This is a genomic window from Chitinophaga sp. 22308 (assembly GCF_052045305.1).
GTDB lineage: Bacteria > Bacteroidota > Bacteroidia > Chitinophagales > Chitinophagaceae > Chitinophaga > Chitinophaga varians_A.
On the sequence record NZ_JBQEOP010000001.1, the window covers coordinates 583,125 to 606,015 of the forward strand.

Below are 22,891 nucleotides of genomic sequence, written 5' to 3' on the forward strand. Positions count from 1 at the left end.
TCAGCCCTGGGAATGCATTTATAATATCTCCACATATCCATCCGTTCCGTTTACGCGTATCCGTTGGCCGTCTTTGATCAGCCGCGTGGCGTTTTCCACGGCCACTACGGCCGGGAGGCCATATTCCCGGGCGATCACTGCGCCATGGGTCATCACCCCGCCGACTTCCGTGACCAGCCCTTTGATGGACACGAACAGTGGTGTCCAGCTGGGATCGGTGTAGGCGGTGACGAGGATATCGCCTTCTTCCAGGTTGGCATCGGCCATATTGAGGATAACGCGGGCGCGTCCTTCTATGATACCGGCGGAAACCGGTGTACCGACGATGGCGCCTGCCGGCAGGTTTTCCCGTTTGTAACTGCCGTTAATAATTTCACCGTCAGAAGTGATCATCCGTGGCGGTGTCAGTTTTTCAAATAGTTTATACTCTTCTTTTCGCTGACGGATAAGTTCGTCATCCAGCTGTTGACTGCGTACCACTTCGCGGAATTCCTGGAAAGTAAGATAATAGACATCTTCTTTTTCGCGGATAACGTTGGCCTGTACCAGTTGTTCCGCTTCTTTCAGCAAAGCCTGTTTATAGATAAAGTAGCGGTTTACCAGCGTGTATTTGGGGTACTCGCGGTAGCCGAGGAAGTTGCGCATCAGGCTGATCTTTTGTTGCGTTTCAGCGGCTTTTTGTTCTCCGTCGGGCAGGGACTTTAACTGTTGCAATAGTTCCTGTTCTTTTTGTAAGGCTTCCTGTTTACCCTGTTCGAACTTCCGGATACCGGCGCCTGGTTCAAAGTTGCGGATGTTACTGAGAATAAGTGGGACGAGATTGAGCGGCTTTTCAATCCAGCGGGTTTTAGTGATGTCGATTTCTCCCACGCAGCGCATGCCATATTTCTGAAGATATGCTGTGATAGCGTCGTGGGCTTCCTGCCCGCCTTTCAGCTGCGGTAGCAGGTCCAGGAAGTTGTCGGCGGTTGTTTGTTGCAGATAGGCCACCACTTCCGGGTAGGGACGGATCACGTCTGCTACGTCCAGCAGGGCCAGTCCCATTTCTGACGTGATGTTGTTGGGAACGGATTGGGAGAGTGTGCCTGCAACGCCTTTCTCGCCCAGCCATTCTTCTATATGTTCATTGATCCAGAATAAGGCTTCTACGGCGGCCATGACCACCCGCAGGCTTTTGGATTCAAAAGTGATTTTTCTGGATTGCTGTACATCTTCCGGAATAAAATCAAATAACTCCAGTCCTGATTTGGTTTGAATGTTTTGTTTTAAGAGTTCGATCGAAGATTGGCTGTTGGCGATGAGTTCAGCAGTAATGGCCGGGTCGTTTTCCAGTGGCGGCTGTCCTTCGCTGGTAGGGAGAGGACGCTCCGTTTTATTGTCCGGCAATGGTTTGATGAAACCTTCCCGCTCCATGATGATGGTGAGGGCGTCTCTGGTGAGCGGATCGGATTTGCCCAGTGTGTTCATAATGGCTTCCCTTCCCGATGGTGTTGCCAGGAAGTTGGAGATATCGATGAACAGTCTTCCGCCGGCGGGGTACATCCGCCCTGATGTGGCCATCAGGAAAAAAGATAAGCCCAGTGGTTTCATGGCGTCGGTCATCATCTGGTTATGGCCAACTGACGCATATACGTGATTTTCTTCATCCTGCGCCTGGGGTACCGGGTATAAAGTGGTGATGGGCCTGCTCTGTACGATATACCATGTGTCGTTGGCAAAACACCATTCGATGTCTTGCGGACTGCCGAAATGCGCTTCAATTTTTCTTCCAAGGCGACCGAGTGTCAGCACTTGCTGGTCTGTCAGCGATGCCTGCTGCTGCTGTTCCGGCGTGAGTGGCTGTGTATGTGTACCACCGTTTTCAGCGGGAAGGACAGCCAGTTGTTTGTTCGATATTTTCCGGTTGATGATCTGGTCTTCGCGGACTTTGTAGTTGTCTGCATTGACGAGCCCGGACACCGGGGCTTCGCCCAGTCCGAAGCTGGCGTCGATGGAGAGCACTTTCCTGTTGGACGTTACCGGGTCTGCGGTGAACAGGATGCCCGATACTTCCGGGAAAATCATTTGTTGCACCACGACCGACAAGCTTACTTTGCTTTGGTCAATTCCCTGTAGTAAACGGTAGGTGACCGCCCTGTCTGTGTACAACGATGCCCAGCACCGGCTGATATGTTGCAGAATGGCGGTTTTGCCGGTGATGTTCAGATAGGTGTCCTGCTGGCCGGCGAAAGAGGCCGTAGGCAGGTCTTCCGCGGTGGCGCTGGAGCGTACAGCATAGGCTTTGTCCTCGCCCAGTAAATGAAGATGGTCCGCCACTGCTGCGGCAATGTCCTCCGGGATGGCGATGCTTTCGATGGTAGCGCGGACGCGGGCGCAGATGTCACTGATGTTCTTCCTGTCATCTGCCTGCAGCCGGGCCAGCTGGTTTAGTAATGCCTGCAACGTCGCCTGGTGGCTGATCGCTGCCTGGTAGGCGGCTGTGGTGACACAAAAGCCAGGAGGCACCTGTATCCCTTCTATGCGGCATAGTTCCCCGAGATTGGCGCCTTTGCCGCCGGCCTGGGCCACCATCGTTTTATCTATTTCCTGAAAGTCGAGTATGTAAGCGCACATATTATTTATTGGTTGAGTTTAGTAGTGGTTTCCTGCATGATTTCAATTGCCTGGGAAAAATAGCGTTCAATGACTTTAGCTTCTTTTTCGGAGAACGAAGCGGTCAGTTTTTCCGATTTGCTCCGGAAATCCTTGTACAGCGGTTCAAACAGCGCCATGATAAGCCTGGTGTTAGGCTCAATGAGCACCTTTCTCCGGTCGCCTTCCGCAAATTTTCTCTTTACCAGGTTCTTTTTTTCGAACCGGTCAATCAGACCGGTGATGGCGCCGGTAGTGAGGCCGGTCAGCGTTGCCAGGTCGCCGGCTGTCATTTCGCCCCGTTCCAGCAGGAAGCCGAGGTATTTATGGTCAGTGCCGGAAAGCCCGGCTTTGCGGGCCACGGCTTCATGCATTTGCAGCGCGGTGTAAGCATATGCCTGGGTCAATTTTCTGATCTGTTTAATAATGTCCTGCTCCATTTTTATATCTTATTGAGTAAATATCTTAGTTGCTAAGATAAATTGTCTGGCGATAGTATCCAAATAAATTCCGGCTGAAAAAAGCCTGCGGCCGGGCACGATAATCGTATAGGCATACTACTCCTGCCTCCCGGTTGATGAGCCTGGCTGAAGAATTATTCGCACTTGTTGGCGGTAAGTCCGCAAATGATGTCCCATATGCCGCGGATGTCAATCGCCGTTTAAACTTCCGGTTTCTTTCCTCATTTTTGGGGGTATAAGATGGCAGTCGTAAAAAAAATGTTGTCCGGGTTGTGGAAATGGTGGGTAAAGGAGCATCCTATGGTTGGAAGAAGCTTCCAAAGCGAACAGCAAAACAAGATTTTCATCAATTAGCCGGTAATGGTACGGTATAAACTACTTTATGATGATCAGACAAATATGTTTAATCCTTTTAAGTTCAGGTTGTATGGCACAAGCGAAACCACAGGCGTCAGCAGATACCAGCTGGCTGCGTCCATCCTATGATCACGTTATCATGATTGAGGACAAGCATGTAGCGGAAGCCGCAGGCAATTACCTGGTGGACATACCACTGGAAGAACACCCTGATTCAAACTATGTGTTTTTGGTGAACGCGCACATCCCGGTAGAGATGTTTAAAGCGACCAATACTTTTTATCCTTCGATTAAAGAATTGACGCTGATTGTGCCGGACTGGGAGTATTATCATAAAGTGGCCGAAGCTGCCACCCGGAATAACATGTGCGCGGAACCTGTCACCACCAATATTTATTATCATATCCGCAGAAACGAGGGGACCGTGACGGTGGATAGCATTCGTGTATTGGGCGAGCAGCCGAAGCTGGAATTCGTTACGCCCCACATACCTGAAGATACCCTGGTGGTGTACCGGACAGAAAGTTTAGGGTCCGCTTGTTGCCCGCAAGATCCGCAATGGAAGCGGGGTGCCGAAAACGCCGCCATGATAAAGAATTTTGAGCGGAAGCATAAAGTGGCCATCACCGGCACCTACCGCCAGAATTCCGGTAAGGAAGGGGAGCATACTGATTATTATACATTACCCGGCCTTACTCGCCAACAACGGCTGGATTTTATATTAGCCAGGCGTTGGCAATGGATTGTCAACAAGGAAACAAAAGACATCGTGTTCAAGCCCCAGTTTTTTACGCCCACGCTGGTACCCGTTGTAAAAGAGGGTTTCAGGGCCATGAGGAAGGCAACTGCTGATGAATGAAAATCTTACCCGTTGTAAAGCCTTACGCAGGATGGTAGGTATGAACGATGACTCCTCCGGGGAACGCCTTGACATCCGCGAGTTTCAGATCAAGTTCTTTGGAAAGACCGTTAAATATCGGTAGTCCTGAGCCCAGTGCTACGGGATGCGTCACTAAATGGTATTCGTCTATAAGGCCGGTTGCTATGAGGCTCCGCATGAATCCTGCGCCTCCGTGCGCTAAGATGGGTTTTCCCGGTTCAGCTTTGAGTGCTTTGATGTTTTCGGCGAGATCACCGCTGAAAATCCGGGCTTCGGCCCAGGATATTGCGGCAGGTGATTGTACCTCGTTGGCCACCACTCCACTGCCTGCATCATATTGCCTGGCGCTTTCCACAGCGTTGGTGGTACGTGCGGGGTCAAAACCTGCGGCCCCTTTTTGGGTAAAGAAGGCTTTGGGTATCTCGTTCATCGGCCTCGCAATGGGAAGAGGCGAAGTGGGCCAGTAAGATGCCATATCATGAAAGCTCTTACTGCCCATAATATGCAGCCCTGCCGATTCGCAAAGCCCGATCACCCAGGCTGTTGATGTTTCATCCGCAGACTTGAAGAGCCAGTCGAGCCTGCCATTGGAGGAGGCGACGAACCCGTCGACAGACATTGACATTTTCATCATTAGTTTTCGCATGATCAAAGGATTTATACACCAAATGTAAGGCGGCCGTTTAAAACACAAGAGGGGCCGCCACGACAATCCCCGGGTTGATTACGACATTTTTTTCCGGTTTGATGCAATACTTGTCTGTAAAGGGTTTGACGACTGCTTTAGTTTGATTAACTTTAACAGGGAACGCCTTATGCCCTACTTTGATGCAATGTTTGCCATCGGCCATCTTAGCGCCCTACATAAAGAATTATACCGTTGTGACGATTGAGGTAGATCTCGATAACGAGGTGTTCTATCCCAGCGGGTATATTGATCTTGTTGTAAATCTGTCCGGGGCCGCTGCCACGATCATTAATGGCAGAAAAAAAGACACGCCTTCCATAGAACTGCTGGGACATCTTACCCTGCCCACAAGGGTGACGGTTACCAAAGGCACCACCGTGTTGATTGCACGCATTTATCCACATGCCGGCGCCCTGTTTTTTTCCAACCCGCTGGCCGAATTCACCAATTATGCCACCGACCTGTACGATGTGCGTTCACAGGAGCACCGGGAACTATACAGCCGGATCATGGAAGCCGGTACTATCCATGATAAAATCAGGGTGTTGGAGCAGTTCCTGCTGGAACAATTAAAACAGCATGAAAAGCAGTTGAAGAAAGTGACTGTTGTACAACAGCTCTCTCAATTTTTTTTATCGGGAGATGATAAACTGGATTTGCCCGCTGTTGCCCGTAAATCCGGTATTTCAGAGAGATATATCCAGAAACTCTGCCTGCAGCATGTGGGTCTCAGTCCGGCTGCGCTGGTGGCCGTGGTGCGGTTCAACAGAAGCCTGCGGCTGGTGTTGGATACCCCGGCGTCACTGACCGCAGTGGCCTATGACACCGGGTATTATGACCAGGCGCATTTTATCAAAGAATTCAGAAAATTTACCGGTATCACGCCTTCTGAGGCGCGGCAGCGGCTGATCAAAAACGATGCAGCCTTTCAGCAGGCGGTGAACATCGGTTTTTAGTTTATTTCGCCGGGTGGTTGCTGCTGAACATGTCACGGTGCATCTTCCAGCCGTTGGCCGTTTTTTTCCAGATGACGATTACTTTGCCGTCGTCCAGTTTATTGCCTTTCATATCGGTCAGTTCGTAATGGCTTTCTTCCGTAACGGTTGTTTGTCCGTCGCCGTACAGGTGCAGGATAGTGAATTTGCTGTTGACTTTCGGACCGTTTTTAAAGAACTTCACAATATTGTCTTTCCCGCATACCGGCGCGGCATTGGGCGGGTACAAACACGCATCGTCGGTATACCTTGTCAGGATGGAGCCATCGTTTTTATTGGCTAAATCGGAGTAAATGGCATTACTGGCTTCTATCGCCTTTCTGGCTGCTTTTAGCGGTTGATCTTCAGACTGGCCGTTGGCCGCGGAAAAAGCGAGGACCATCAGGCTGAGCATAAGGAATTGTTTCATCTGTTTTTTTCTGCAAAACAAATGGTTTTGGAGGGCGTGAAATTGTAAAATTGCGAACAACGGGGGGACCTGGGAGATAACGTGTAGTTGTGGTCCATGAATTTCTGAAGGTATTGGTCAAAGCTATGGACGATAACGCAGTAGCGGTCGGAATCATTTAAACACTGTAAAAAAATGCTCTCAAAAAGTATATTTCTTTTTGAGAGCACTATAGACGGTTCAGCGTTTTTTAGTTTTGCAAATTAGGAGGAAGGCATTTTCGTCTTATTAATTCTGATAATGATTTATTCTCAAAATATTTACCGGATTTGCAATGAACAAAAATTCCAAATCTATCCATACAATATTGTTCGATCTTATCATCAAAGTATAATTTAAGCAACACCCTGACATCAATTGACCGAGGTTTTACTAAAAGGAACTTGTTTTGATATTTCGACAATTCATCTAATTCGGACTTAATGAATTCTACTTTTTTAAGCGATTCTTTAAATGTCTTCCGAAATGCCTCGCATTTGACAGATTCGGCTGTTGTTGTTGTGAATGATTCAAATTCAATTACTGCTTTTCTGACACGATTTTTATTTACCTGAGCAGAACCCGATGATGGCAAAATGAAGTAGATGGAGAAGAATGTCAGGAAAAAAATAGTTGCTACTTTTAACATAAGATCAGAAATTTATTTTTTCTTTTTTGGCGCTGAAATTTGAAAGGTTCCTAAGTTATAATATGGACTGATGATTGATCCCTTATTGGATCTTGGATCATTTACAAGGAGCTGGTTTTTGAATTCATGACTCCTTCTGGTAATCTGATTGGGGCCTATCTCCTTAAGCCCTCTTGCTGTCCGTTGTTCACTTCCGGTAATTACCCGTTTTTCTTCCTTAGTCCCATATTGCTCATCTGGAGTAATGGCATCTTTGGCAAAGCCTACTGGATCTCTGTCAAATTTTGCGCCATGGTCCAATTCGTGGTTCAACACAACAGTTGGAGAAATTGCTACCCCCGTTTCTGTTTCCTTTCCAATTGTAGGATTCCACAATATTTCTCCTCCATTGCCTCCAACGATATTACCTTTTTTGTCATAAAGAAATTTACCTTTAAACGCTGAATTTGTACCCTCAAATTCCTTCACAATGTACTTTTGCTTAGAGAAAAATAACTGGGCCAATTCTTTTCCCTGCCCCCTGCTGAGAAGTTGTAAGGCTGCTGCTGCAAAGGCTTGTTGAAACTCTTTGGTTGTAGATGAGTGGAATATAATTGTGTCACCCATAGGGTCTACATTTAAAACCGGATTGTTTTCCATTGCAGCATACAAGCTAATAGCATCACTTGGTTTTGGGTCAATTTGCCACCATCTGCCTATTTGCGGGTCAAGATTCCTGTAGAATGCATCATATTGATTTAAATCTAAGTCTGTAGTATGCTCAATACCGTTGAATTCCTTGTGATTTTTGGAATAGCTCTCCCCCTTCAACGCATTAGAACTAATCCCCGCCATCGTCAACCCAAACGGATAATAATGCGTCTCTTCCAGCACTGGTCCAGAAGCCTGTGTCACCACTAAGTTATCAAAGAACACGTCCTGCTGTGACTCGTTGCTGGTGTATACATACAGAAAGCCGTTTTTCGTGATGGACATTCTGTCTGTACCGAGGGTTTGCAGTTGATCTGCCTCACCGCTCACCTGTTTAACACCGCTGTTCTGGTCGACTAATTTAAACTGATCATCGAACAATACAAAATTGAGATAGGCTTTCGGTTTACCTTCCGGCTGAGACGGGCTCTTCTCTTTGAGCCGCTGGTAGTTGTTGTTGTAGAAGCTGGTGTTGAAAGGCGTACCGTTGTTCCCTGAGGCGAAGCCGTGCTGACTGCCGCCTTCAGCTTGTCCGCCGAAAGCCTGCACCAAGCCTGCTACCATGTCTTCTGCGGGAGGAGGTGCGTTTTTCGCAACCGGGCCTTGTGATTTATAAAAGGCGCGGGCATTTACCTGGATGGTATCGCCGGCCATTACACGGAGCACCAGTGACGGCCCGATTTTATTCCCGCCGGGGTTGGCATTTAATTTGGCCACGGCGGCGTTTTTGCTGTTTATCTCATCGTTAGGGTAGCCTGCTGGCTTGGGTACACGAGTTTCATTCACATTGCTGAACAGCGCCGTTTCAACCGCGGCACGGGCATTTTCCATGGTAGCGGCATACATGGTGAAATCTGTCTGTTCAGTCAGCACCATACGTATATTGTTCAGGTGGTCCTTAACAAAATAGTCATATTTGTAGTCCAGCGGGGCTCCGGCTTTAGCGATGGTGCGGATACGGCCTTCTTCGTGACTGATGATGCGTAAGGTATCATTGGTATACTGAAATGCGCCGGTATAATCGGTAACAGTGGTCTTTCCCTGGCCGGATTGGTCCACTACTTTCTTCCTTAATTTATTTCCGCCGGCATCGTAAGTGTAGGTGATGTATCCCTTTCCTGTAACAACGATGCTGTCAGGGAGATTGAGATGATTATAGTAGATGGCCAGCTGTTTGTTCTGATCAAGGACCAGGTTGCCATTACGGTCATAGGCGTAATCCGGGGATTCATCGTTTTGTTTCTCCCGGAAATCACCCAGCAGGGTATTGGGATTATTCTGTTTATCTGTAACGAAAGATAGTTTGTTGCTGTTGGGAAGGTAGCCATACTTCAGGCTGTCAATCATCTTGACAGCGCCTCCTTCCATACCTTTCTGGCTCATGGACAGGATATTTCCATTGGCATCGTAGGTCAGATTGCTGACGGAGAAGTCCATTTTCGTTTTTGTCCAGGAGGTAGTTCCTTCCAGCTGACTGAAGTCGGCTGCGGTCACGCGGTTAGCCTGATCATATTGATAACCAAACGCCCGTGCCAGTCCATCTGAGCGGCTTTTCCATTTTGCGCCGGCGATGTTGCCGTTGAACTGTTTACCGGTAAATCCGTAATCATAGCTGAGCTCCTGGCCAAACCAGTTGTCACTGGTTTTTCCGGTGGCGAACTTTCTGTTGATGCCTTTTAACCAGCCGCGGATATTGTATTCATATTCGAGTGTTTCCAGCTGCCCGCCGGAGGTAACGCCGAGGCGCTTTGTTTTCATCAGCCCCAGCTCATTATAGGTGTTGGCCGCTATAGTCCGCCGCAAAGCCGGGTTGTCATTAATCTGTTTGGTGATTTCATCTACCCGGCCTGCATGGTCGTAGCGCATCATGGTAAGCACTTTGGTTTCAGGAGTGGCGCTGCTCTGCTTGTTCCGGTGGGATACGTAGGTGCTCAGTACTTTTCCGTTGAAATCATACATCATGGTATTCACATCCTGTCCGCCGCTCAGATTGTCGCTGATAGTTTGTATCAGCCGGTTGTCATCGTCGTAGTAGTTAGTAGTCGTCAGCCAGGTATCAGTGCCCAAAACGCGTATGCGCGTTCCAGTTACCAATCCTTCTGCAAGTGTGTTGACCCGGATAGGCTGTGCATACAGGTTGCTGCCTGCCTGTGGCTTGCTGAAGTCTTCTGTGACTGCGGCTTTCTGGCCATCATTGGAATAGTGGTCATAAAAAGTGAAGGTAAGCGGCGTCAACGCAGCCGGAGATATGTCAGGCAGCGGGTTGGTCACCGGTAGGTAGATAGTGCCGGTTGATAAAGACGGATTGATCTGAAAATCCAGATTGTCCCCATTGCCAGAATCAAATTCGGGCTCTATGGTAATGCTTTCCCGCGCTTCATAGCGTTGCCGGTCGTTTGTTTTAACCACAAGGTGGGTTATTCCCGGAAAATCATATTGAACACTGCCGGCGCCGGTGGAGGTGTTCAGCTTCTGTTGCACTACCTCCCTGCTATAGGTGTTGGTATCGGCAGTATACAATGCTGTTTCCACAACACGATTGAGGCCATCATAAAAAGAGAGCAGCCATTGCTGTTTGCTTTTCAGGTTGCCGTCACGTGTCAGCACCAGCCGGTCGCGGATGTCATATACCATTTCCACGGGGGCGGCGCCCGGGACTTTCTTTACAATTACCCGGTTACGTTCGTCGTACTGGTACTGGAAACAAAGCTCGGCGGCTACAGGCGAGAGGTCCCAGCTGCCATTGATAAGCTGCGTGGCCCGGGGAGGTATGACAAACCGCAGGTTGCCGGAGTTGTCATACACGTAATAGGTGCTGAGCCAGTCGTTGTCCAGTTGTACCTTCTTCAGTATTTGCCGGCCGTCTTTATCGGTAAAGGTGACGGTGGTCTGCCCCTGTTCATCGTAGGCGATATGTTTGTATAGTTGTTTGGCTGCATAAGTACCGGGGCTGGCCGGTATGGCCTGGTCATCTGCTATCGTCCAGATGCGCACACCATCTTCGGCGGTATTGGCAGCAAAGTCTTGTCCTGTGGGGTGACTGCCGCCAGTCTTAGCCCAGCTGTTACCGGGACTATAAGTTTTTAAAACCCGGCTGAGTGGAGAGCCTTCAAATTCAATCTCACTATAGTATACAGTTTCACCAGCTGTTCCTGGATTTAATGCCTCGTTCAGATAAAAATTCTTCTGGTCCGCAAATGGATTCAGCTTGAATTTACCGTCGCTGGTATTGCCGGTTTGGGCGGCATAAGGCAAGTATTTTAGTTTTTCCCGCCCCATCATGTCGTACAAAAACATGGACACGATGTCCTTTCCGGAGCCGCTCATCTGTTTGTTGACCGTTTGGAGGGGCCTGCCGATGGCGTCAAAATACAGGGTGGTCAATTTTACTTCTGACGCCGGACGTGCGGAGTTGGTCACATCTGCCGGATTGGTTAACGGCATAGCGGGTTCCCAGCTGCAGATATAATTCCGCAGGATACTGTCATACCCGGCAGCCGGCCATAGCGGCGCAGCTTCCGGTTGTTTGGCGGTTTCCACCGGTACGTTCTGCGCGGAAGCTATCTCACAGATGGTAAGTATAGGGATAACCAGTTTTATGATCAGGTTAACTGATTTGCTGAATTTCATATTGTATAGTATGCTACAAATGTTAGTAGAATAAGGATTTACGAACGTACGGACTACTTTGGCAGGCAATCAGTGGCCTGTCCGTAATAGTTATAACAGAGCATTTTCAGGATTCTGTTATCTGCGTCACGTATAATCTGTAATCGTCCCAGTTTGTCATAGGAGTATTTTCTCAGGATGTTGACCGGAGAATTCTCAGACGTCATCCCTACCAGCGGAAGGTAGCTGAAAGTGCTTACCATCGCTCCTTTAGGATATATGGCAACATCGTCAACAGGATCTGTTGAACTTATTGTCGGATTGTTATCGGTTAATGTCTGGACCACTTTTTTCCAGCTGCCACCGGTATACTTCCAGTAGGAGAGGAGGTATTCCTTGTTGTCGGGTTTCACAAAATTGACAGCCAGTGTGCCTCTAAAAGATTTGTTCCCCTGATGTGCCACATCGGCGGCTACGCCCGCCAGCGCGCTGTTTTCAAAACCTTCGTAGTAGATTTCACCAGCTTCGGCATTATCGGCTTTCATGACCGGGTAGGCATCGTTATAGCCCCATACAAAGGAAGATGTGAAGTTGCTACCGGCACTCATAGACCTGATATTACCCAAAAGATCGTAGGATTTATAGATAACAGCGGGATACATGGCCTTACCCAGATTGGAGGTGAAAACGGTATCAGGTCTGATGATCCTGCCATTGTTATACCAGTCTTTGAAGCTGACGGTTGTTTTGCTCCGTTGTACACCGTTGACTATATTTTCTTCCTCTACCACTGGTAAGATCATATTCCGGTCTATCATCTTCTGGAAAATTCCTTGCGGGTCCTGTCCTGCCCATACTTTATCAGACGGGTATTTCAGACTGGTAACAGCGGTCTCGTTCCTGCTATTGGTCCGTTCTTCCCTCGAAATCATCTGATTGGAAGAATTGTAGAAGTAGTTGGTGGTGGTCGTCACACTGTCTTTCATCAGTGTTTTACTGGCCAATGTGACCCATGGAGAATTAACATCGTAGTAGCTATATCCGAATTCATAGATTCTGTTTTCGATTCTTTCTGCATCGGTATAGGTCCTGGCGCAACAGGTTTTCAGCGAGTCGGCCAAGCGCACTACTTTCAGGTACCTGGAAGTAACGAGGTTTGGATCATTCGGTTGGTCATTTAGATTGTATTTGTTGATTTCCTGTTCTATCAGTTTTTCGGTACCTGTTGGTGAGATGGCAATGACATCTTTTTGGAGGAGCAGGCCTCTGGCATAACTACGGTCAATTAAAGGGAACTGAAGCCTCCAGCCATCTCCTTCAAAACCGTTGTAGATGCCGTTCATATTGACGCTGCTGTAGCCGTTGGAGGCGGTGCTATAATAATAATCTGTTCTTCCGGTCTTTCCGCTGCCGTCAACTACAGATTCCGTTACTTTATCGTAGCCTACATATCCGCCACCGCTCATGCCTAATACATTTACCGGTGAGGAACTGAAAGTGCCGACCATGATCTGGGAAAAGCTGCAGGACTGTTGCCCGTTGGCATCGTACATTGGTCCGCAGGAGAATGCTCTTCTGCCAATGGAGTAATTGACCGGCGTGCTGATCATTGTACCAGAGGATATTTCCTGTGGCTTACCATCCAGCATAGCAGTTTTCGTATAGGTGTATTGCTTTTTTGTGAGTATCTCGTTTTTTTGATTATAGGTGGTCATTTCCTTTATCCTGATACCACCAGCGGTGTTATACTGCGCCTGGGATTCTGTGGTAGGCGGATAATACTTCTGGTATTCGTAGGAAACAGAAATATCCGGCATTCTGGGAAATACAGGGCATCCTCCAAATCTTCTGATGCAGACGATTTCCAACACAAATTTCATTTGACCTTCCGGAAAACTCGGAAAGTATCCTTCTTCCTGATAATGAAGATTTTCTGTACCGTCACTGTTATAGGTTGGGTTACTCTGCAGTTTGTTGTCATGGGCATTCCATGTATAGAATACGCTTTCTTTTCCTGCTTTATCAATGGAGTAGATGGTAAACCGCGGAAGCCAGGCATCTTCCGGTTCCACGCCTCTCATGTAATTATGTACGTCTATAAACATCCGGCATGCTCCGGCTACGCGCTCGTTGGAGTTAATAGTGCTTACCGTGGACCGGGAGCCTATAAACGTAGCACTACTGGAGAAGCCTCCGGGTGCTACATAGCCTGGTATTTCCTTCGGTGGTTCGGCAGTACGGTCGTAGCGGTTTACCTCATAGGTGAAAGTGGTGGTCCCGCCGGTTGGATATTTGATCCTGGTAAGGCTTCCTATGGCGGCCTGGTTGGTTGAAATCCTGTCAGCCTTCGCTATCGGGAACGGATTCCGGAATTTGGTCATGGCCGGATGACTTTCGATCAGGTTAGTATTGCTGTTGGCGCCGTTATAGTATCCCCATCTGTCCTGCGCATCGGAAAAGCGGTTCGGCATGGCGTTTTTATCATATTCGAAGGAGTAATAATCCTGCGTCACTTCCGGTGCCGGCCGTTGTACGATGCTCATCAGATAGGGCCTGTAGGCGTTATTATCATATCTGAGCTCATATTTGTTGATAATATCCTGCTGATTATTGCGGACCAAAATGCTGTCCAGTAACACGCCCGAAATATCCGCCCTTCTCGTATTGGCGTAGAAGTCGATCCGCCCGTCTTTCCAGGTGATGGCACTGAGCCTGGTTTTTCCGCTAACAGCGTTGGTGGCTGCACCCGGACCGTTAGTGCCATAATATCCGAAGCCGGCGTTTTCCAGCATGGTCGTGGTCAGAAAATCATTAGGGACTACTTGTGGCAATACCAGTGCCTGTGAGCCTTTTACGGAGTAATATTCGCTTTTGGCATCATAGGAGAAGACAATGCTGTCCTGCTTATTGGGAGAGACGATCTTATTCAGGTACCATCCGTTCAGGGTGCTTCTGCGGACCATTTTATCATCATCCTGGTAAACAGTGGTCTCCTGTGCCCCGTCCTGGCCGAGAAAATAGGTAACACCATTGTCATCCAGTATTTCCCAGTAACGCTCACCGAGATTCCCGGAAATGAACGCAGGATAGTGTACCACTTTCAGGTTGCTGACAGGCATAGATTTCATGCTGCCGTCTTTGTCTATAAAGAACTTTCCGGATTTGCCGGCGAAGTTAAAGAAGTACCAGTCCGGCTCTGTGTCATAAGGTGTGACGCCGGTCTGACTGGCTTCACTTAAAATTTTGTAGTCTCTGGGCTGCCTGGCGTCAAACACTTTCGGAAAGTTGTCGAGTTCCGTACGCGTTCTCATATAACCGTTCATTTCATCGTCAGGGATGCCCTGTACGGTCCGGGTGATCATTCCGCCGGCTTCCAGTGCCCAGCCGGTGCCTACCCATGAAGCCACATCTTCCACTTTAATACCGGAAGCATGGTACGACAACTGTACCGGCAATGAGAGGTCTCGCTGTGAAATCGTGTAAAACGGAACGCTGATGTTGGTCGTGCCGGTATGCAAGCTAACAGGCCATTCCCCATAGCGTCCCAGCGCTGATGCTTCAGGGGAGGAAGGGATCACTTTTACAGGCTCCTTCAGGGGAGGTCGTTGGCCCTGGGCACGGACAGATAAGGTTCCAAACAATGTGCTGCCACATAGCAGTATGCTCAGTATTTTTTTCATCGTACAAGAATATGTCCGGCTGCACATAGGTTTGCAGCGGACGCATAGCATGGTTATCAAAAATATATTTCTACGAAAAAATAGTATACGCTATTTTTTCGGCGGCGTAAAGTACTCTCTTTTTTACACCCAGCCAAAAATGAGGGATATTAGTAGTTACAGGAATACACATACTCCATACCGTCAATTTCATCCATCACTTCGTCCACTTTGGTGAAACCAAGGGACTGCACGAGGTTCATGGAAGGCAGATTATCCGGAGACACGGAAGCAATAAAACGGTTAACATGAAAATAAGTGCGTGCCCAGTTAAAGGCGGCTGTCACGGCTTCGCGGGCGTAGCCTTTTCTCCGGTAAGGCGCCAAAATCTGGTAGCCTACTTCTACGGCGCCTTTCATATAATCCTCTGGTGCATTGAAGTCAGGGGCGGCATGAAAGCGGATAAGGCCGATGGCCTTCATCTCCCCGGTGAGTATGATAGCTCTGGAAGACCAGGGAGCGTAGTGGGCGTCCGCTGCCAGTTGCTGCTGGTCGTGCCGCAGACTGCTGGGGTGTTCCAGGAAAGCCTCGGGCACAGCTGCTCCCAGCAGTTGGGATGCTTTGGCCAGGTCGGCGGCGAGGCAGGCGTTCCTGACTTCATTTCCCAATAACCGGAGCGTTAATCTTTCGGTGATAATATCATCTGATGCTGAAGGCATGCAATTATTGTTTTAGGCGGTTATTCCCGCAATGTAGGTATTTTGGACGGGATGCACAGCTGTGATCACTTTATGGATGGAGTTATCGCAGTCACCTTCGCCATACATGGAAATCTGCTATAGGCATGACCGTTATAATATCTTACCTTTAAAAAATGAAAATGTTTAGCATTGCACCGGCAGGTAATGACATCGCGCAAAACAATATGCCGGCGGAATACAGAGAGTGTATAAAAGCTAACGGAGAAGAACTTTTTAAAGCATTAGAACAATATGGACATTAAAGATTTTGAAGCAGCCATCAAACCATTTTTTTGGGTGAAATATGAAGACACGTTTTCTGTGTGCCTGGATGCCGGAGAATATAAGGCTGCTATTTTTGACACCTGGGAAGAGGAAGGCATCGAAGGCGTTGAAGGCAATGGATATGACTGGGAATCCCTGGCGATAGGTTTTTTGGCAGAACGGCCGGCACTGGCGGGTGAGATTAGTTTCGATCCGGAAGCAGGTATGTTCTGTGCTTATTCATCCAACGAAGCGGCGTTACGGGAATTTATCCTCGGGTTTAAAGATGCCTTTGAAATAAAATTGAGGTGATACTGTGGCGATGAGGTATTAATTGATACCGCAGAGATGGTGAAAAATGGAAAGGTGATATATCGCCATGAAACCGAAAAAAACAGACAATGAGTAATTGGAGCACCGCTACCTGTAATGCCAATAATATCCGGATACACTACACCAGGACAGGGGGGAACAAGCCTCCGGTGATACTGCTGCACGGCCTTATGACCAATGGCTTATGCTGGACAGGCCTGGCCCGTGCGCTGGAACACGAATATGATGTGATTATGCCCGATGCCCGCGGGCATGGGCTTTCCGGTGTTCCTGACCATGGCTACCGTTACGATGATCTTGCCAGCGACGTTGCCGGTTTGATAGATGTTTTAGGCTTGCCTGCTCCTGTATTGGTTGGGCATTCGATGGGCGGCATGACGGCAGCTGTGGTGGCTGGCCGTAAACCCAATCTGCTTCGTGGCGTAATTTTAGCCGATCCCACATTTCTAAGCCCGCAGGTACAGCGTGAAGTGCGCGACAGTGATGTGGCCGATCAACACCGTAAGGTACTTGCCTTGTCGCTGGAAGAATTAATTGCGGATGCCCGGAGAAGACATCCTCACCGGTCAACGGAAACGCTGGAACTGTTTGCCCGTGCCCGCTTTCAAACCAGCATGGCGGCATTTGACGTGCTGACGCCGCCCAACCCTGATTACAAGCAGCTGGTAAGCAGGATCGATATCCCCGCCCTTCTTTTGTTTGGTGACAGAGGAGTGGTATCTGCTACTGTTGCAGAAGCATTGCAACGCGTTAACCCCGGGCTACAGGTGGCACAGTTGGAAAACGCCGGTCATAGTCTGCATATGGACCAACCGGAGCAATTTGCAGCTACGGTCAAAACATTTCTGGCATCAATGGAAGCTTTTACCTGCCGGTAGGGTAATATTGGTCATCATGCTAATAGCTGCCTTCAGGTCAGGATCATTATGCGTGACAATATCCGTCGGTGTAAGGTGTATTATCTTGTCCGGTAATATTCCCTGTCCTTTCACCGGGTGTTTTAGCACAGACACGAGTCTTAGTAGTGGAAAATCGACTTGTATGCCGGTATTCGGTAGTGTCAGGTGTTGGATGGTACCGCCGCTGCAGCCCTCTGATCCGCCTCCTGTCTCGCGGCCAATGAATACGGCTTTGCGGCAGTATTGTTTAATCGCCGCCGCTGTATGAGCGCCGGATGAAAACGTGGCGCCGTCTGTCAGTACAAACAGGTTGCCCGTATAATGATCAGTTGGCGCAAGACGGGTGCTGCCCATCAAGTCGCCAAATACAGGCCGAAACCCGACAAGGTAATGCCCGTCTGTTTTTATGTCCCGCGGCTTAAAGCTTTGAGTGAAACTATTGGATATTTCAGGGTTGAAGTAACGTTCGAATGCTGTTTTCGTTGGGTCAGGCACTCTGGACCAGACATCTCCCACCATTTGGAAAGGGACATCTGCGAGATAGGTCAGTAATTTAGCGGCCACCCTTATATCCCCTCCGGTATTGTGTCTCAGATCAATTATCAGGTTGTTGATACCTTTTTCATGTATCTCGCGGAAAGCTTTCTGATAGATGGTGGTGTCTTCATATTGATAAGTATGGACTTCAAAACAGGCAAGAGAAGTGCCGGGTAAATAACGTAATGGCAGATGTTCAGTTGTCCCGGAAATGGTCCATCCACTATAATTGTCCATTTCTTTCACCGGTTCAGCCTGTGGTATTTTGGAAGAAACCGTATCTACCGTTACGGCTTTCTCACTACCATCTTTTGTACGAATACGGATACGGTAGGGAGGCGCCCACCGGTAGCATTTATTACAGGCATCTTCAAACCCATCGTATTCGCTTAAAAACAATTCCTTAAAAGTATGGTTGTTGCCATCCATAGCATATAAATCACTGCCGTGGCGAATGATGTCCGCCACAGGTACATCGTTCACGGACAACAGCTCATCGCCGGTATGGAGTGCCTTTACCTGGTGATAGGTAACCCAGGCTTTGTCGTCTTGCACTAAAACTTTGAACGGCAGATGGAATGTTTTATCTCCGGCGTATGGCTTGTAGTTAGCGGAATGTTTGATCTGGGTATGCCCGCATTTTAAAGCACTGACCAAAGGGGAGATCCTGGTAATAAATTCGTCTTCAGACACCGGCTGCCGAAGGATGCCGGCAATACTGTGACACAGTTTGGCCATGCTGTCTGCCGGGGTGTACAAGGCATAAGCCGGATGGACATCTTTGAAAGCCGTGAATAAGACCGACAGGTCCGCCTGCATGCCGTTTTCGGACAACAGCTGCCCGGTGCTGTCATTGCCGGGAGTTTTGTCGTGTCCGTTTTGATGGTTGCAGCTTGTCAATACAACAAAAAACAGGACGATACAAAGAATCGCCTGTAGCGGTACTTTCGTTGTTGTTTTCATAATTGTCGGGTATCTTATATTCAGAGGGTAAGATACCCTATAAAGATATCAAGTATTTGTGTAATAAAAAGAGGTCGTCTTAATATTAAGACAACCTCCTCTTTCAGTATCCGGTGTATTTAATTAAAGGATTCGGTGAAGAATATACCAGCGGGAAATTTCGTATGGTCTTTATAGTTAGCGCTTAAAATATCTTTATTGTTAAAGTTGAACACGCTGATGTTATTAGTCAGGTAGTCCCTGCCATAAGCCTTCATGGTGTTCAGGTATACTTCTCCTGTGACCGGATGTACAGCGATATTGTTATATACGATATTGGCATTCTGAACGACTGTCTTTGCATCTGCCATAAATTCAGTTGCGCCCATACTGAAAACGTGGCGGTATATTTTGGTGCCGGCGCCGCTGAAATAAAGAGTGTCACCCTTGGCCGTGATGCCCGGCGTAGCCCCAAAACCGGCACTCACGCTGCCTGTGATGATATCATTGGCTTTTATCAGGGAGTAGTCCCTGAAATTGATTTTGGAAATTTTAGCAGGTGATCCGGTGGTGGATACCCAGATATTACCGTCACTGGCTCTTACCACGCCGCTTACAGACCCTTTCATGTCCAAAGCATAGGTGAGCGTGTCCTTATTCGGTTCCACAACATATACTTTAGAGCCGGCGGCGGCAAATATTTTATTGTTGGAAACGGCCAGGGTCAGCTTGGCGGCAGACCGGGAGCCTTTGATAAAGGTGAGGGCTTTGGTGATCGGATTAAATCTGTATAAGCCATTGTTATCACGGATGATGACATTTTCCTCGTTTAACACCGCCACATGCGTAGGCCAGCTTAATGCGGCCAGTTCATCGTTGTAGGCGGCTACCTTTTTAAGCGTTTCCGCATTGGCCACAACGAGCAGGCCGTCGTTGCTAAAAGCGTCGCCTACCGCGTTCTTTTTACCGTTTTGGGAAATGATGTATATTTTGTTGTTGCTGATGAAGAGGTCTTGTGCCACGTTTCCCAGTTGGGTGCCATTGGCCTTAAAGTAAGCACTGTCCGTTATTACGCCTTTGGGACTGATGAATATCAGAGATCCGTTCTCCGTGGTCATGTTGCCCTCATTTAAAATAAAGGTGCCGTACTTGTATTTTCCATATACGGTAACACTTGTCTGGGAGGAAACCTTTTTATTATTGGTGGAAGCGGTGACAGCGATAATATGTTCACCCATGTCCGTTGATACAAATTTAAAAATGGAGTCGGTAGCGGTGGTGCCCTTGCCGTTGACGGTCCAGTTGAAGGTGCTGCCCTGTGGCGCCTTTGCTTTAAACACCAGGGTGTCTTCCTGTGCTACACCGTTTTGAGAAAGCACATTGATGATGGCTACTTCTCCGGTCCCAACCGGCATAGGCTCAGTAGAATCTTTTTTTGAACAGGATACCAATGCGACGGCGACGAACGCCCCAAATGCGAAAACGCTTTTTTTCATAAAATGCTAGTACTAAATGACTGGTTTGATAGCCTATCAGATGACATGCGAAAACAATAAGACGCCGAAATAATTTCAGTGCAAGTTGCATTCAAAGCCCTATCCTCGAAGCTTTAAAAATTATCTGCATTGGCAGGTCTCCTGGCTTGTTCTCACTTCGGACGGCCTTCCCGTTTTTATTCACTAAAAACAGTGGCGAGTAGATGTCCGGGTGTTGTTACAGAACTTACAGTAGCGGGTCTGCTCAGGATTTACACCTGATTCCCTATTAATTTTAACATCGTGAAACCTATGTTAAAAACCAATTGCGGCGCGAAAGTACAATAAATTATTGAAAAAGAAAGAGGAGCCGTTTGTGTGAACGACTAAAAAAGAATACTTTAGCCAGCTGAATATCAGTTTCTTCAAAAAGAAAAGAAAGATGATTAACCCAACCACAAACGTATACAGAAAACAACTGATCGAAGGCTTTTCCATTCCCGCGGTTATCCGCAATGGCAGTTATTTTTTTGTTGATATAGATGTTTATGCAGATGGAAGAGTAGACTGCTGGAACTTTGAAGATCTCGCACATTTTAAGGAAGATGTCAGAAGAGGTTGGGTAGTGTTGAATATCCCGGACAATGAAGCTATCTCCATCCATGGACTGGGCAGCTGGACCATCACCAATGGTTCCTGGTTGTTTGATACGGAAAGTTTTATTGACTATGTGTTGCAGCTGATCAGGATACTCAACCCAACACTGGAAAATATCTACCAATACAGGCAAAAAGTTGTTAACGGTATTAAGATAGGAGAGAGCGCAAACGGAATTGTTTACAAAGAACAAAAAAGAACGGCCAATGATTTGTTTCCTGAAAAAATAGGCGGAGAAAGCATACACCTGTTTTATAAAGTGAGCGAGGAATACCACCTGGTTAAAGTGATCATTTTCCCCGACCTTACCATTCATCTGTCCCGTCTGGAGAAAGCGGTGTACATCACCCTGGAAGAATTCGAGGAATTAATAGCCAAAGAAATAATTGTGTCAGAAGTTCCGGTACATGCCAAAGTCAACATACATGGCCTTGGAAGCTTTACGGTCCAAAAGGAGCTGTATGCCACCGATATCCGGGAGAAATTACTGGAAGTCCGGGACATTATCAGAGAGTTAAAGGGCGAGCCTTCTTCCATCGAAGTTTGCAGGACGGCGTACCAGCAATACCTGGACAATCCAACACTCGAAAATAAGGAGCAGCTGAAAAGCAGTTACGAAGCCGTGCCCGATCATCAGAAAATGTATGTCGGAGATATGGACACCAAAGATGTCGCTGTGAGAATGATCATCTATGGTGAGCAGGAAATTGAAAACTGGTCACATTACCGGGTCGCGAAAGCGAGGGGAGAGAAGTTGCCCGTTATCAATCTTCCTGCACCCAAAGATGAAAGCGAAGAATAAACATTTATTTTTAGTTCCAGTTGTCAACTTTGACATCAACAGGAAAGGGGGCGCCTTTCCCTGTTTCTACCAGTGACTTCAGGCTCATCAGGAATATGGCCCACTTCGTGCTGCAATGGTGCATGAACTCTACCGGCTCTTTCCAGTTCAGATGCTTAAACAGCAGGATGATATAATCGCCTTCCTGTTTCAGTTCAAAACTGATGGTGGTACCGATCCATTCCTGAGGGCCATCCAGTACTTCCCATTCCACTTGTGTGGGGGCCTGTAGTTTTTTGACTTTTATATCGAATCCATCATTACCAAACCGGAATTCGATGATATTGCCCACCTGGTCACCTTCTCCTTTGGTGTCGGTGGTCCACCAGCCGGCAAGGCCGTCCCTTGTTGTAAGGGTGCGGTAAACGTTATCGGGCGAAGCCGTTTTAACGCCCACACGGTGTAAGATGTTCGCCATAGGAAATGTTTTTTTCAAAAGTAGTTTTTTGGGTGAAACTTCGCGGAGGGTGATATGGACAATTTTTAGCGGTGATTTGGACGTTGGAAGGAGATGGGAAATATTAAATATATGATGAAACATAAAGCAATTGTCTTTTTTGTATTTAGCTTAATAGTACTTTCTTGCACAGAAAGGAAATTACGCACCCCTAAAGCGTATCAAAATACCATAAAGCTCGACGCAGATGGTTACGCAAAGCATAAAGGCGTGTTAACGCATCAGATGAGGGAATTGGTAACCAAACATGAACAGTCCTTTCACAGTGCCGAATATTATGATTCGACAGAACTACAAATTGATACTATACTGTATAGTAAAGACTATCAAAAGGTGATATTGTTTGTTCTTACGAAGAATCCAGTCAACAGACAGCTTAAGCCTGATAAGAATTATGATTGGTACTATGATGCCTTTTGTTATCTGGGGATACGGCAAGAAGATGGATTCAAATTAAAGTGGATGGACCCGTTCAGTATAATAAATTTCTATGATGGGGAAGCGGCTTCAGAACTTATTAAGGACACGTATTTTACTGAGTTCGCTACACTTAAAGAGGTAAATGGTGAATATAAATACAAATATAACCTTGATGATATGCGGTTTTGGGATGATCCGATTTGGGGAAAGTATTTTGAGAACAACTGAACGTATTATGTATGTCTTATAACAAAAAGCCAGCGTTTACGCTGGCTTTTGA

17 protein-coding genes and 1 riboswitch are annotated in these 22,891 nt (G+C 47.6%); of the genes, 6 read left to right on the forward strand and 11 right to left on the reverse strand.

Going from position 1 to position 22,891, the window contains the following annotated elements; genetic code table 11:
• Window positions 1–18 precede the first annotated feature (18 nt).
• On the reverse strand, window positions 19–2,613 hold the full coding sequence (ppsA, locus tag ACTJJS_RS02370; protein ID WP_440662251.1) for a phosphoenolpyruvate synthase: 2,595 nt from the start codon (window positions 2,611–2,613) through the stop codon (window positions 19–21).
• 5 nt (window positions 2,614–2,618) lie between these two features.
• Window positions 2,619–3,071 carry a MarR family winged helix-turn-helix transcriptional regulator gene (locus ACTJJS_RS02375; protein WP_440662252.1) on the reverse strand — a complete coding sequence of 151 codons (453 nt, stop codon included), beginning with the start codon at window positions 3,069–3,071 and terminating at the stop codon, window positions 2,619–2,621.
• 448 nt (window positions 3,072–3,519) lie between these two features.
• On the opposite strand from ACTJJS_RS02375, the gene ACTJJS_RS02380 reads away from it, so the two are divergent.
• A complete protein-coding gene (locus tag ACTJJS_RS02380) occupies window positions 3,520–4,308 on the forward strand; it encodes a hypothetical protein (protein WP_440662253.1) in 789 nt (262 codons plus the stop codon).
• A gap of 22 nt (window positions 4,309–4,330) precedes the next feature.
• Here the strand turns inward: ACTJJS_RS02380 and ACTJJS_RS02385 are convergent, their stop codons facing one another.
• Window positions 4,331–4,975 (reverse strand): dihydrofolate reductase family protein, encoded by a 645-nt coding sequence (locus tag ACTJJS_RS02385; protein ID WP_440662254.1) that lies wholly within the window; start codon window positions 4,973–4,975, stop codon window positions 4,331–4,333.
• A 182-nt stretch (window positions 4,976–5,157) separates the two neighbouring features.
• Between ACTJJS_RS02385 and ACTJJS_RS02390 the strand changes: the two genes are divergently transcribed.
• Complete coding sequence (locus tag ACTJJS_RS02390; RefSeq protein ID WP_440662255.1) at window positions 5,158–5,973, forward strand: helix-turn-helix domain-containing protein; 816 nt, start codon at window positions 5,158–5,160, stop codon at window positions 5,971–5,973.
• Between the two features lies 1 nt (window position 5,974).
• Here the strand turns inward: ACTJJS_RS02390 and ACTJJS_RS02395 are convergent, their stop codons facing one another.
• The 5 genes from ACTJJS_RS02395 to ACTJJS_RS02415 form a co-directional block, all read right to left on the reverse strand.
• Entirely contained in the window at window positions 5,975–6,421 is a 447-nt protein-coding gene (locus ACTJJS_RS02395) for a YybH family protein (protein WP_440662256.1), read from the reverse strand.
• A gap of 229 nt (window positions 6,422–6,650) precedes the next feature.
• On the reverse strand, window positions 6,651–7,088 hold the full coding sequence (locus ACTJJS_RS02400; RefSeq protein ID WP_440662257.1) for a hypothetical protein: 438 nt from the start codon (window positions 7,086–7,088) through the stop codon (window positions 6,651–6,653).
• Between the two features lie 12 nt (window positions 7,089–7,100).
• On the reverse strand, window positions 7,101–11,408 hold the full coding sequence (locus ACTJJS_RS02405) for a DUF6443 domain-containing protein (RefSeq protein ID WP_440662258.1): 4,308 nt from the start codon (window positions 11,406–11,408) through the stop codon (window positions 7,101–7,103).
• Between the two features lie 53 nt (window positions 11,409–11,461).
• Window positions 11,462–15,067 carry a hypothetical protein gene (locus tag ACTJJS_RS02410; RefSeq protein ID WP_440662259.1) on the reverse strand — a complete coding sequence of 1,202 codons (3,606 nt, stop codon included), beginning with the start codon at window positions 15,065–15,067 and terminating at the stop codon, window positions 11,462–11,464.
• Window positions 15,068–15,216: 149 nt separating this feature from the next.
• Entirely contained in the window at window positions 15,217–15,765 is a 549-nt protein-coding gene (locus tag ACTJJS_RS02415; RefSeq protein WP_440662260.1) for a GNAT family N-acetyltransferase, read from the reverse strand.
• Between the two features lie 273 nt (window positions 15,766–16,038).
• On the opposite strand from ACTJJS_RS02415, the gene ACTJJS_RS02420 reads away from it, so the two are divergent.
• Entirely contained in the window at window positions 16,039–16,362 is a 324-nt protein-coding gene (locus tag ACTJJS_RS02420) for an Imm51 family immunity protein (RefSeq protein WP_168869458.1), read from the forward strand.
• 89 nt (window positions 16,363–16,451) lie between these two features.
• A complete protein-coding gene (locus ACTJJS_RS02425) occupies window positions 16,452–17,261 on the forward strand; it encodes an alpha/beta fold hydrolase (protein ID WP_440662261.1) in 810 nt (269 codons plus the stop codon).
• On the opposite strand, the gene ACTJJS_RS02430 is transcribed toward ACTJJS_RS02425, so the two are convergent.
• Window positions 17,235–18,782 carry a S41 family peptidase gene (locus tag ACTJJS_RS02430; protein ID WP_440662262.1) on the reverse strand — a complete coding sequence of 516 codons (1,548 nt, stop codon included), beginning with the start codon at window positions 18,780–18,782 and terminating at the stop codon, window positions 17,235–17,237. The genes ACTJJS_RS02425 and ACTJJS_RS02430 overlap by 27 nt on opposite strands.
• Before the next feature lie 119 nt (window positions 18,783–18,901).
• The gene (locus ACTJJS_RS02435; RefSeq protein WP_211092530.1) at window positions 18,902–20,176 is read right to left on the reverse strand and encodes a DUF5074 domain-containing protein; all 1,275 of its coding nucleotides are present in this window, start codon (window positions 20,174–20,176) and stop codon (window positions 18,902–18,904) included.
• A gap of 195 nt (window positions 20,177–20,371) precedes the next feature.
• Window positions 20,372–20,578: riboswitch (cobalamin riboswitch) on the reverse strand.
• A 100-nt stretch (window positions 20,579–20,678) separates the two neighbouring features.
• Between ACTJJS_RS02435 and ACTJJS_RS02440 the strand changes: the two genes are divergently transcribed.
• Window positions 20,679–21,695 (forward strand): DUF7638 domain-containing protein, encoded by a 1,017-nt coding sequence (locus tag ACTJJS_RS02440; RefSeq protein WP_440662263.1) that lies wholly within the window; start codon window positions 20,679–20,681, stop codon window positions 21,693–21,695.
• Window positions 21,696–21,705: 10 nt separating this feature from the next.
• On the opposite strand, the gene ACTJJS_RS02445 is transcribed toward ACTJJS_RS02440, so the two are convergent.
• The gene (locus ACTJJS_RS02445) at window positions 21,706–22,152 is read right to left on the reverse strand and encodes an SRPBCC family protein (protein WP_168869453.1); all 447 of its coding nucleotides are present in this window, start codon (window positions 22,150–22,152) and stop codon (window positions 21,706–21,708) included.
• A gap of 111 nt (window positions 22,153–22,263) precedes the next feature.
• Here ACTJJS_RS02445 and ACTJJS_RS02450 point away from each other — a divergent pair, with 111 nt between their 5' ends.
• Window positions 22,264–22,839, forward strand: coding sequence for a hypothetical protein (locus tag ACTJJS_RS02450; protein ID WP_440662264.1), 576 nt, complete (start codon window positions 22,264–22,266; stop codon window positions 22,837–22,839).
• Window positions 22,840–22,891 lie beyond the last annotated feature (52 nt).